Origin of the sequence: Roseateles sp., assembly GCF_047654805.1 — a bacterium.
In the GTDB taxonomy this organism is placed as follows: domain Bacteria; phylum Pseudomonadota; class Gammaproteobacteria; order Burkholderiales; family Burkholderiaceae_C; genus Pelomonas.
The window spans coordinates 1,655,640-1,668,341 of record NZ_JASGIV010000001.1 but is presented as its reverse complement, the minus strand read 5'-3'; the positions used below and the strand labels follow the sequence as shown (position 1 = coordinate 1,668,341).

Genomic DNA, 12,702 nt, shown 5'->3' with positions numbered 1-12,702 from the left:
CGGTCCCGCGCGTCCCCGAGCGTGAGGACCGGCCGGCGTGAACGCTCCGGTGACAATGGGGCGATGCCTACGACCTCCCAAGATCAGTTGATCGAGCAAGCCCTGGGCCTGATCGTGCGCCAGGACGGCGGCGCGGCCGAGTCCTCCTCGCGCGCGGCCGCCGCACTGGGGCGCTGGCGCTCGCGCTCGCAAGAACACGAGGCGGCCGCGGCCGAGGCCGAGCGGCTCTGGGCTGCACTGGGCGGCATGGGTGCGGGACTGCGCGAACGCTTCGACGAGCCCGCCCACGCCGTCGACGACGGTCCGCGACGCCGCAAGCTGCTGCTCTCGCTGGTCGGCGCGGCCGGCACCGGCGCCGCGGCATTCTTGGGCCTGGGCTGGTACCGCGAGCAGCCCCTGATGACCGTCCGCTACGACACCGGCACCGCCCAGCACCAGAGCGTCTCGCTGAACGACGGCGAGTCCGGCGGCGCCGGCAGCCGCCTGCTGCTGGGCGCGCGCACCCGGCTGGCCGTGCGGCTCTACCGCCGGTGCCGGCTGGTCGAACTGGACGAAGGCGAGGTCCGCTTCGAAGTCGCCCACGACGCGCACCGGCCGTTCCAGGTCTTGACGCGCGACGCGGCGATCGAAGTCGTCGGCACCGTCTTCACCGTCCGTGATCGCGGCGGTCCGGTCACCGTCGGCGTGGAACGCGGCCATGTCCGCGTCCGGGTCCGTCAAGCCGGGGAATCGGATGAGACGCCGCAGCGCACGGGCCAGTTCATCGACCTACTGGCCGGCCAGGAACTCACCGTCCGCGACCGTCGTCCGCAGCCGGTGCGCCGCGTGGATCCGGCCGCGCTGTCCGCGTGGAGCGATGGTTGGCTCAACTTTGACGGGACCCCGCTAGGCGAGGCGCTCGCCACCGTCAACGCCTATCGACCGCGGGCCCCCATCCGCGCCGACGACCCCCGGGTCGCCGCGCTGCGCCTGACGGGGCGATTCCGGGCCGCCGACTCCGACGCCCTGCTCGCCTCGCTGCCGTTGATCCTCCCCGTCACGATCGCGGCCTCCGGGCCGGATGGCAGTGTGGAGCTGCGTCCGCTCCTGCCCGCCTCGCGCGCGAAATTCGCCCGCGCCAGGTAGGTCGCGCCAGGTGGTCCTCGCGCCCGCCCACGACGGCGCGCGACGACACGATATCCCGCCTGTCTCAGTTTTGCGCGCTGGCACGTCTTCTAAAGGTTGACCGGTCGAGCGGCCCCCTTCCGCCGGACCGGATGTCTTGTCCCGGAATTGTTCCGCGCCCAACCTTTGGAGAGATCCCGCCATGCGTCCGTACCCGCGCCAGCACCTGCTGACCGCCGTCCTTGTCCCCGTTCTCGGTACCTTTTTCGCGGGCGGCCCCGCCTGCGTGGCCGCGCAGACGAATGCCCAGGAAAACCGCGGCGCAGTCGAACTACGCCTGCCGGCTCAACCGCTGGCGGCGGCGCTGCAGGACCTGTCCCGACAGAGCGGCCTGCAGATCGTCGCGGCCACCGAACTCCTGGCGGGCCTGAACTCGCGACCGGTCTCGGGTCGGATGGCCCCGAGCGACGCGCTGCGCGGCCTACTGGCCGGCACCGGTCTGGTCGCCGAGCCGCTGCCTAACGGCGGCTACGCGCTGCGCCGGGCGACCGCCGCCGACGCGGCGCCCGAAGCCGCCTCACACCAGTTGCCCGCGGTCCAGATCAGCGCCCGCAGCGGCGCCGGTCCCACCGACCTGACCAAGACCTATGCCGGCGGCCAGGTCGCCCGCGGCGGTCGGATGGGCCTGCTGGGCAACGTGGACCTGATGGACACGCCCTTCAACGTCACCGCCTTCACCGCCGAGCTGATGCAGAACCAGCAGGCCCGCACCATCGTCGACGTGCTGGCCAACGACCCCTCGTCGCACGCCGCCGGTCCCTGGCATTTCGACAACTTCTACATCCGCGGCTTCCGCGTGCTGCGCGACGAGATCGGCTTCGACGGCCTCTACGGGCTGGCCAGCTCCGAGGGCATCCTGCTGGACGGCATCGAGCGCCTGGAGGTGCTCAAGGGCCCGAGCACCCTGCTCAACGGCGCCTCGACCAGCGGCACCACCGGCGGCGCGATCAACCTGGTGCCCAAGCGGGCCGGCGCCGAGCCGCTCACGCGCCTGACCACCGCCTTCATCAGCGACGGCAATCTCGGCGCGCAGCTGGACGTGGGTCGGCGCTTCGGCCAGGACCAAGCTTTCGGCGCGCGCGTCAATGTCGCCTACCGGGACGGTGACGGCCAGCGCGACCGCGAATCGCTGAACATCGGCAACCTCACGGCGGGACTGGACTTTCGCGGCGAGCGCCTGCGCGTGAGCGCCGACCTGGGCAGCAGCAGGCAGAAGGTGGACGGCAGCAACGGCAACTTCTTCGTCGCGAACTCCGTCACCGCGATGCCCGCGCCGCCCAAGGGCAAGTCCAACCTGTGGCAGACCTGGGAGTACCAGGACAAGGAGCACAGCTTCGGCATGCTGCGCGCCGACTACGACCTGTCGGACAACTGGACCGCGGGCGCGGCCTACGGCCGGGCGCGATCGCTGCGCTCGCAGATCTCGTCCTTCCACACCATCCAGAACGCCGCCGGCGACACCACCGCTGCCACCTCTGGTTTCGCCGCCTCCACCGTCACCGACAGCGGCGAGGCCTCCTTGCGCGGGCGCTTCTCCACCGGCGCGCTCGACCACCAGCTGGCGCTGTCGGCCAGCCGCGTGGAGTCGGAGTACTCGCAGTTCCGCCTGGCGACGCTGGGCAGCTACACCTCCAACCTGTCCAACCCGACCATCGTCCCCGACGCCCCCGCCGGCACCGACCTGTCGAGCCGGCGCTCGCTGCAGTCCGATACCACGCTGCGCAGCTACGCGCTGGCCGACACCGTGTCGGCCTTCGACAACCGGCTGCGGCTGACGCTGGGCGTGCGGCGTCAGCAGATCCGTGTCGAGGGCTTCGCCGTCACCGGCGCCCGCACCGCGTTCTACGACCAGAGCGCCACGACCCCGGCGGTGGCCGTCGTGTACAAGCCGGAGCAAGGCGTCTCGGTCTACGCCAACTACGTCGAGGCGCTCTCGGCCGGCGGCTCGGCGCCCAGCACCGCCGTCAACGCGGGCGAGGTCTTCGCGCCCTTCGTCTCCAAGCAGCGCGAGGTCGGCGTGAAGGTCGACTGGGGCACCGCCACCGGCACCCTCAGCGTGTTCCAGATCAACCAGCCCAGCGGCCTGCTGGACGCCGGCAACCGTTACAGCATCGACGGCGAGCAGCGCAATCGCGGCGTGGAGCTCCAGTCCTTCGGCGAGCCCGTTCGCGGCCTGCGCATGCTGGGCGGCGTGACCTGGACGCAGGGCATCCTGCTCAAGACGCAGGGCGGACTCACCGACGGCCGGCAGGCCGCCGGCGCGCCGAAGTGGCAGGCCAAGATCGGCGGGGAATGGGACCTGCCCTTCGTGCCCGGCCTGACCGCGACCGCGCGCGTGAACTACACGTCCGCGCAGCCGATCAACGTGGAGAACACGCTGCGCATCCCGTCGTGGACGCGTCTGGACCTGGGCGCGCGCTACGCCATGCGGGTCGCCGGCAAGCCGGTCACGCTGCGGGCCACCATCGAGAACGTGACTGACCGCGACTACTGGGACGCGGTGGTCGCGTTCCGCGCGCCGACCTATGCGTCGCCGCGCACCTACCTGGTGTCGGCCACGGTCGACTTCTGATCGTGGTGGCGTCCCCCTCCCCGTCCCGATGGGCCGCCCTGCGCGAGGTCGCGGGGCGGGGGTCCTGGGTGGTCGTGCACCGCTACGCCGGCCTGCTCACCGCCTTCTTCCTGGCGATCTCCGGGCTGACCGGCAGCATCATCGCGTTCGGGCACGAGATCGACGCGTGGCTCAACCCCACCCTCTTCGACGCGCCGGCGCGCGGCCCTCTGCTGCCGCTGGACGAGCTCGAGCGCAGCGTCGAGCGCCTGAACCCAAGCCTGCAGGTCACCTACCTGGCCGCCGACCGGGTGCCAGGTCATGCAGCCTTCGCTTATGTCTCGCCGCGTCCGGCGCCGGGCGGCGGTCCGGTCGTGGATCCCGGCTACAACCAGGTCTTCCTGGACCAGGTCAGCGGCAAGGTTCTGGGCACGCGGCTGCGCGGCGGCTGCTGCCTGGATCGCGAGCACCTGGTGCCCTTCCTCACGCGGCTGCATTACACGCTCTACATCCCCGGCTACTGGGGGCGCTGGCTGATGGGCGGCATCGCGCTGGTCTGGCTGTTCGACGGCCTCGTCGGGCTCTACCTGACGCTGCCGCGCAGCGGGCCCTTCTGGGAACGCTGGAAGCCGGCCTGGCTGATCAAGCGCGGCGGCGGCAGCTACCGGCTCAACCTGGACCTGCATCGCGCGGGCGGACTCTGGCTGTGGCTGCTGTTCGTGGCCCTGGCCACCAGCAGCATCGAGCTCAATCTGCGCGAGGAGGTCTACAAGCCGGCGGTCTCCGCCTTCTCGCCGCTGACGCCGATGCCCATGCCGCCGCCGGTCTCGCCATCGATCTCGACGCCGATCTCGGGAACCTCGGCTCGCCCCGCGGATGCGGACGCCCCCGCCGGCCCCTCCTTCGAGCGCATCCGCCAGTTGGCCGATGCCGAGGCCGTCCGGCAGGGCTGGCCGCGGCAGACGACGGGGATCTCGCACGCGCGAGCGCTGGGGCTGTACGTCGCGTTCCTGCGCCTGTCGCATCACGAGCGCGGCACCGGGCTGGGCTCGCCGACGCTGTACTTCGACGCGCGCGACGGCGCCCTGCTCGGCGCGTCGGTGCCGGGGAAAGGTACGGCGGGCGATGTGTTCACGCAGGCGCAGTTCCAGCTCCACAGCGGTCAGATGGCCGGCCTCCCGGGTCGCATCCTGGTCTGCCTTAGCGGCCTGGTGGTGACCGTGCTGTCGGTCACCGGCGTCGTCATCTGGCTCAAGAAGCGCCGCGCCCGCGCCCTGGCCGCGGCGCGGGCTGCGGGCGCCTCCTCGGCGCCCCCGCGTCAGAGCGCTTCCAGCACCTCCCGCAGCTCCGCCACGAACGCCTCGTGATGCACCAGCCGGGCGTGGCTCGCCGCCACGCCTGACTGCCGCATCGGCGTCGTGCCCATCCGCGTCCGCAGCTCGGCGCGCTGCGCATCGCGGCTCTCCGTGCTCCACCAGCAATGAGGCCGCGCCTTGACGGTCGGCAGCGCGGACGCGGCGCGGGTCAACTCGCTCAGATGGGCGGACGCGAGGAACACGCGGGCCAGCGGCTCCGCGCCCATCGCGGCGAATCCGTCGGCCACCGCCGCCTGCGGCGTCTGCGCCGCGCCGGGGGCCTCGCGCCAGTGCGCGATGAGCCGGACCAGCGTCGCCTCGTCGCGCAGGTCGGCGCCGACGCAGGAACTCAGCAGCGCCTCCCGGGAGAGCCCCGGCCTCAGCCCGGCCATCAGCATGGTGAAGCGACCGGCCCGGTCCTGCGCCTGCGTGGCCGCATCCCTTGCCGCTCCCGCGTTCGTGTCTCCGTCCGCGGCCGCCTCGTTCAGCGCCTGCGCGTCCGACACATGCGCGTCGGCCAGCCCCAGGAAGGCAACCTCGCGCCCTTGCGCTTCCAGCCGCGCGGCGATGCGCGCGGCCAGGTCGCCACCGAGCGACCAGCCCAGCAGATGCACCGGGCCGCCGGCCTGCGCCGCGACGATCCAGTCCGCATAACGGGCGGCCGTCGCGTCCAGCGAGACGTCCGACTGCGACGGGTCGTGCAGCATCGGGCTGGCGATGGCGCGGACATTGAACAGGCCGTCCAGACGCTGCGCCAGCGGCAGGTAGTCGAACACGGTGCCCCAGCCCGGATGCACGCAGAACAGCGTGCGCGCGCCGGGGCGTTGCCGGTTGAGCGCAATCAGCGGGGCCGACCGCGCGGCGCTCGCGCCGGGTGTTCCCCCCTCGCCTTCGCCCTCGCCTTCACCCTCACCGCCGGGTCGCCGGGACTCGCCCAGCAAGGCCGCGAGCGTGGGCCAGCGCATCAGGTCGGCCAACGTCAGGTGCGACAGCAACGGATGCCGGCGCGCCTGCCCCAGGACCCGCAGCAGCAACAGGGAGTCGCCGCCCAGCTCGAAGAAGCTCTCATGCCGGCCCACGCGCTCCGCGGTCAGCACCTCGCGCCAGATCGCGGCCATCGCCTCCTCGGCGGCACCCACCGGCGGCTCTTGGGAGGAGCGCAGCGCGTCCGCGTCGGGCAGCGGCAAGGCCTTGCGATCGACCTTGCCGTTCCGGTTCAACGGCAGCCGCGCCATCGGCACCCACTGCGTCGGCACCATGTAGTCCGGGAGCCGCTTGCGCAGCCCGTCGACCAGGGCCTGACGCAAGCCCTGATCGCCGGCGGGACCGCCCGCGTCCGGACGCGGCACCACGCAGGCCACCAGATGGCGGCTGCCGCCGGCCAGCGTCATGACGCTGACGGCCGCGGTCTCCACGAGCCCGGTGGCGGCGATGGCGGCCTCGATCTCGCCCAACTCGATGCGGTAGCCGCGCAGCTTGACCTGATGGTCGCCGCGGCCCATGTACTCGAGCACGCCGTCCTCCCGCATGCGGGCGAGGTCGCCGGTGCGGTACAGCCGCGCGCCCGGCGTGCTCGAGAACGGATGAGCCAGGAAGCGCTCGGCGGTGAGGTCGGGCCGGTGCAGATAGCCCCGCCCGACGCCGACGCCGCCCACGTAGAGCTCGCCGACGAAGCCCGGCGGCAGCTGGCGCAGGGCCGCGTCCAGCACGTAGAGCTCGGTGTTGGCGGTGGGCCGCCCGATCGGCAGCGAGTCGCCGGATTCCTCCTCGGCCGAGCGGCACTCGTGCAAGGCCACGTCGTCGGCGCACTCGGCCGGGCCGTAGGCGTTGAGCAGCGGCACCGCCGGATAGCGCGCATGCCAGGCCCGCGCCAACGCGGCGGTGGAGGCCTCGCCGGTGGGCAGCAGCCAGCGCAGGCCGGGCACGTCCTGGGGCGGTCCCGTCAGCGCGGCCTGGATCAGCGACGGCACGCTCTGCAGGACGGTCACGCCGACCTCGCGGACCCGCGCGAACAACGCCGCCGGATCGCGCGCGACCTCGTCGGGCACCACGTCCACGCTGGCGCCGCACAGCCACGCCGTGAGCAGCTGCCAGACCGAGATGTCGAAGCTCGGCGCGGCGGTCTGGGCGATCACGTCGCGCGGCGTCAGGGCGAGGTCGCGCACCTTGCCCAGCAGGTTGTTCAACAAGCCCGCGCTGCTCACCGCCACGCCCTTGGGCTGCCCGGTCGACCCCGAGGTGTAGATCACGTAGGCCGCTTGATCGCCCCGCACCGGACGGCGCGACCGTCGCGCCGCCCGGACCTCCCCGTCGTCGATGGCATCCCCGTCGCCGCCCGGCGAGCTAGATGAACTCGATGAGCCCAAGGACGTCGAGGCCAGCAGTTCCTCGATGACCAGGACCCGCGGCGGCCTCGGCAACGCGGCGATCGCGTCCCGCAGGCGCGAGGCCTGGGCGGCCTCGACCAGCACGACGCCCATGCCGCTGGACGCCGTGATCGTGGCGAGCCGCTCGGCGGGCAGACCGATGTCCAGCCCGAGGTAGGCGGCGCCCGCCTGGAAGATGCCCAGCACCGACGCCCCGAAGTCCGGTCCGCGCGCGGCCTGCACGCCCACGATCTCGTCCGGGCGCACGCCGTGCGCCGCGAGCGCCGCGCCGATCCACCGGGACCGGCGCCACAGCTCGGCATAGCTCACCCGCTCGTCGCCGCGGGTCATCGCGATGCGCTCGCCATGACTTCGCGCCTGATGCTCGAAGAGCGCGACATAGTCCTGCCCCGCTGGCAGCGGCCGATCGGCACCGGTGCCGCGGACGGCCATCTCCGCCGCATCCTCCGGTGAGAGCAGTTCCAGCTCGGACAACGCGGCGTCGGGCCGCGCCGCCATCTCGCGCAGCAGCCGAGTGAAGCCGCGCATCATGCGCTCGACGGCGGGCCGCGCGAGCAGGCGCTCGTCATAGGACAGCTGCAGCACCAGCCGGTCGGACGACGGCATCACCACCACCGTCACCGGGTAGTTGGTATGGGTGCGGTTGCGCTTCTCCACCACCGCATAGCGGCTGGCCTTGTCCATCACCTCCTTGCTGATAAGCACGTTCTCGAAGACGAAGAGGCTGTCGAACAGCGCTCGTCCGCGCGGGACCGGCGCCAGCTTCTGGATGTCGTGCAGCGGCAGGTGCTCGTGCTGGCGCATCGCCAGGTTCTGCCCCAGCAGACCGCGCAGCCAGGTCGAGACGATCGCCTCGGGGCCGCCCTCCGGCAGCCGCACCCGCAGCGGGATGCTGTTGATGAACAGTCCCACGGTGGCGTCCAGCCCTTCGACGTCGGTGGGCCGGCCGGCGACGGTCACGCCGAACAGCACGTCCGAGCGCCCCGCCAGTCCGGCCAGCAGCAGCGCCCAGGCGCCCTGCACCACCGTGTTGACGGTCAGCTGGCGGCTCTGCGCCATCTGCTGCAGCGCCTGCGTCTGCGCCACGGTCAGCTCGTCGAAGACGTTGCCCACCGAGGCCACCGCCGCGTCCGCCGTGCCCTTGCGCAGCAGCGGCAGCTCGGTGACGGTGTCGAAGCCCTCGAGCTGCTCGCGCCAGTAGCGGCGCGCCGCGTCGGGCTCCTGCTCGCGCAGCCAGGCGATGAAGTCGCGATAGGGCCGGGTCGGTCGCAGGCGCAGCGGCAGGCCCTCGGTGCGATGGCGGTAGCACTCGAAGAAATCGTCCAGCACCAGCGAGCGGCACCAGGCGTCCATCAGCACGTGATGGAAGCTCTGCACGACGTAGAAGCGGCTCTCGGCCAGCCGCACCAGGCGCAGCCGCATCAGCGGCGGCCGACGCATGTCGAAGCCGGTGGCCAGTTCCTCCTCGAGCAAGGCCTGGATCCGGGCTTCGTGCTGCTCCGGCGCCAGGTCCCGCCAGTCGAGGAAGCTCACCGGCGGCGGCAACTGTCGGTAGACCACCTGCAGCGGCTCCTCCGCACCCTGCCAGAGGAAGCCGGTGCGCAGCACGTCGTGACGGGCCAGCACGTCGCCCCAGGCGGCGGTGAAGGCCGCGAGATCGACCTGGGCTTCCAGCGTGTAGTGATCCTGCATCAGGTACATGCCGGAGCCCGGGTTCATCAGCGTGTGCAGCAGCAACCCCTGCTGCATCGGCGCCAGCGGGTACAGGTGCTCGACCTGCTCAAGCTCGACCGGCAACTGGTCCAGGCGCTCCTGCGTCAGGCGCGCCAGCGGGAAGTCGGACGGCGTCGCGCCGCCCGCGCCGCTCAGGCAGTGCGCGATCAGCACCTCCAGACGGACCTGCAAGCGGTCGAGCAACAGGCGCACCTGCGCCTCGTCGTGGATATCGCGGTGGTAGGTCCAGCTGAGCGACAGCCTCCCCTGATGCACCGCCGCGACGATGTCGAACCACGAGCGCCGATGGCTGGCGGGCGAGCGCTGCACGCCGGCCGATTCACGCGCGGCGCGCCAGGCGGCGTCGGGGGCGAAGCTCTGGTCGAACTGGCCGAGGTAGTTGAAGGTCACCTGCGGACGGGCCGCGGCGTTCAGGCCGGGGTTCGTTCCAGGGCTCGTCGTGTCGCCGCCGGGATGGCGCAGCACGCCGAAGCCCAGGCCCTTGCGCGGCACCGCCCGCAGTTGCTCCTTCACCGCCTTGATCCGCGCGCCGAGGTCGCCGTCGCCCGGCGCCAGACGCACCGGGAAGAGGCTGGTGAACCAGCCGACCGTGCGGCTCAGGTCCAGATCGCCGCCGACGTCGGCGCCGAGGTCCTCGCGGCCGTGGCCCTCGAGCTCGACTAGCACGCTGTCGCGGCCGGCCCAGTCACAGAGCACGTCGGCCAGCGCGGTCAGCAGCAGGTCGTTGATCTGCGTGCGGTAGGCGGCGGGGGCCTTGGCCAGCAGCTCGGCGGTGCGGGACGGGCTCAACTGCGCGCTCAGCGTGCGCGCGCCGGCCAGGGTGTTGGACTGATCCGCGCGGCCCGGCAGGCCAGCCTCGGCGACGTCCAGTTGGGCCTGCCAATGCGGCAGCTCGTCCTGGAAAAGTCCCGTCGAAGCGGCGCGGCCCAGGGCCGCCGTCCAGTCGTCGAGACCGCTCGTCGCGGCCGGCAGCGTCACCGCCTGCCCCTCGCGTAGCTGGCGATCCGCAGTCTGCAGATCCTCCAGGATCACGCGCCAGGACACGCCGTCCACCACGAGATGGTGCGCGGCCAGCAGCAGCCGTCCCGGCCGGTCCGCGCCAAGGTCCATCCACACCGCCTTGAACGGTCGCTGCAGGCTCAGCCCGCGCTGCGCCGCGTCCGCGGTCCGGGTGATGGCCGCCGCGGCATCGGGCTCGGTCGAGAGATCGACCTGCTCGAAGTCCTCCTGCGAAGCTAGCGAGGCCGGCAACGCGGCCGACGCGCCCTCATCGCGCCAGCGCTGCATCCATCGGCCATCCGGCCCCTGCTCGAAGCGCAGCCGCAGCGCCGGATGGTGCGCCACCACCTGCGCCACGGCCCGCCGCACGCGCGGCACGTCGACGGCCTCGGTCGGCTCCAGCATCACCGACAGGTTCCAGTGATGCGGGTCCTCGAAGCGCTGCTCGAAGAACCAGCGCTGAACCGGCGTCAGCTCGAAGCGTCCGTCCCGCGCGGCCGCGCCAGCCTTCTGCGAGCTCGTGGACGCCGCGACCTCCACGCGACCCGCGACGGCCGCCAGCGCAGCCACCGTCTGACGTTCCATCAACTGCTTGGGCGTGAGCTTCAGCCCGCGCTTGCGGGCCCGCGCGACGATCTGCAGGCTCAGGATGGAGTCGCCGCCCAACTCGAAGAAGTTGTCGTTGCGACCCACACGCTCGTGGCCAAGCACATCGGCCCAGACCTCGGCGAGCGTCCGCTCGGTCTCGCCCTGCGGCGCCTCGTGGCGCTCGACGGGCGCGGCGGCGGGATCGGGCAGCGCCTTGCGGTCGAGCTTGCCGTTGACCGTCAGCGGCAGCGCCGGGAGCACCATGAGCGCGTTGGGGACCATGTAGTCGGGCAGCCGCCGACCGAGCTCGGTGCGAAGGGCCTCGACATCGATCGCGTGGTTCGTTTGGGCGACCAGATAGCCCTGCAGCTGCAAGCGGCCGTCCGGCCCCGGACGCGCGATCACTTCCGCCTCGGCCACGCCGTCGAGCGCGCGCAGGACCTGCGCCACTTCGCTCAGCTCGACGCGATAGCCGCGCACCTTGACCTGGTCGTCGGTACGGCCGAGGAATTCGAGGCTGCCGTCGACGAGCCTGCGCACCCGATCGCCGGTCCGGTAGAGGCGGTCGCCGTCCCCGTGCGGGTTGGCGACGAAGCGCTCGGCCGTCTGTCCTGGACGGCCCTGGTAGCCGCGAGCGACCTGGGCGCCCCCGAGGTAGAGCTCGCCGGGAACGCCCGGCGGCACGCGGTTGAGGTCGGCGTCGAGCACATGCGCCTCGCCGCCCGCGAGGGGGCGACCCAGCGGCAGCGTCGCGGCCTGGCGATCGGCGATGGCCGCCTCCTGGGTGAGCAGGCCGACGGTGGTCTCCGTCGGGCCGTAGTGATTGAGCACGGAAGTATCCGGGCTCAGCTCGGCGACGCGCTCCAGCAGCGGCCAACGCGTAGCCTCGCCGCCCATCACCAACCGACGTCGCGGCAGCACGTGCGACGGATCGGCCGCGCTCATCAGCGCTTGCAGATGGCTGGGGACAATCTTGAGCACGTCCACCTGGTGGCGATGCATGTAGTCGGCGAAGCGGTCGGGATCGAAGGCCGTCTCGGCCGAGACCAGATGCAGCAGCCGCGCCGAGCACAGCGCGCCGAACAGCACGGTGTGCCCCAGGTCGGCGGCCACGGTGGAGACCATGGCCATGCTGGTCACGGACTCATCCAGCGCCAGGCGTTGCAGCACGGACCGCACGTAGCTAGCCAGCGCGCCGTGGCTGACGACCACGCCCTTGGGGCGCCCGGTGGAGCCGGAGGTGTAGATCAGGTAGGCGGCTTGCGCGGGATGCGCGGGATGCGTGGGATCCGCGCGGAGCTCTGGAGCGTCCGCAAGTGGCGCGCCTTCGCTGATCGCCTCGATCTCATCGAAGCCCAGTACCGGGACGTCGGACTGCCAGCCAAGCGGCGCGGCAGCCAGGATCAGCGCGGCTGCGCTGTCCGCCACCTGATGCGCGAGCCGGTCGGCGGGCAGCGCGGGGTCCAGCGGCACGTAGACGCCGCCGGCCTTGAGCACGCCCAGCAGGCCGACGACCAGCGGCACCGAACGGTCCGCGCACACGCCCACGCGTGTCTCGGCGCGCACGCCACGCGCGCGCAGCACGGCGGCGAGCTGATCGCTGCGACGGTCCAGCGCCTCGAAGCTCAGCACCTCAGGCTCGGCCATCACCGCGGCCGCTTGCAGTGCCTGGCGGACCGAGGCTCGCCACAGCGACAGCACGTCCATGGAGCCGCCCGTGGCGCCCGTGTCGCCTATCTCGCCTGTCTCGCCTGTCTCGCCTGTCTCGCCTGTCTCGCCTGTCTCGCCTGTCTCGCCTGTCTCGCCTGTCTCGCCTGTCTCGCCTGTCTCGCCTGTCTCGCTCGTGTTCGTCGAATCGGGCAATTGCAGATCGTTGACCCGGATAGCCGCCTGGTCCGCGCCGGGCTTGCCCAGCGCGGCCAAT

General features: G+C 72.2%; 4 protein-coding genes. 3 read left to right on the top strand and 1 reads right to left on the bottom strand.

Features of this window, described 5'->3' with window-relative positions:
* The first annotated feature begins 63 nt into the window (after positions 1 to 63).
* The 3 genes from QM732_RS07480 to QM732_RS07470 all read left to right on the top strand — a co-directional run bounded on the left by QM732_RS07480 (position 64) and on the right by QM732_RS07470 (position 5,082).
* A complete protein-coding gene (locus QM732_RS07480) occupies positions 64 to 1,125 on the top strand; it encodes a FecR family protein (RefSeq protein ID WP_415655543.1) in 1,062 nt (353 codons plus the stop codon).
* A 181-nt stretch (positions 1,126 to 1,306) separates the two neighbouring features.
* Positions 1,307 to 3,736, top strand: a complete 2,430-nt coding sequence (locus QM732_RS07475) for a TonB-dependent siderophore receptor (protein ID WP_415655542.1) — start codon at positions 1,307 to 1,309, stop codon at positions 3,734 to 3,736.
* 5 nt (positions 3,737 to 3,741) lie between these two features.
* Entirely contained in the window at positions 3,742 to 5,082 is a 1,341-nt protein-coding gene (locus QM732_RS07470; protein WP_415655541.1) for a PepSY-associated TM helix domain-containing protein, read from the top strand.
* Here the strand turns inward: QM732_RS07470 and QM732_RS07465 are convergent.
* Entirely contained in the window at positions 5,034 to 12,701 is a 7,668-nt protein-coding gene (locus QM732_RS07465) for an amino acid adenylation domain-containing protein (RefSeq protein WP_415659349.1), read from the bottom strand. The genes QM732_RS07470 and QM732_RS07465 overlap by 49 nt on opposite strands.
* Position 12,702 lies beyond the last annotated feature (1 nt).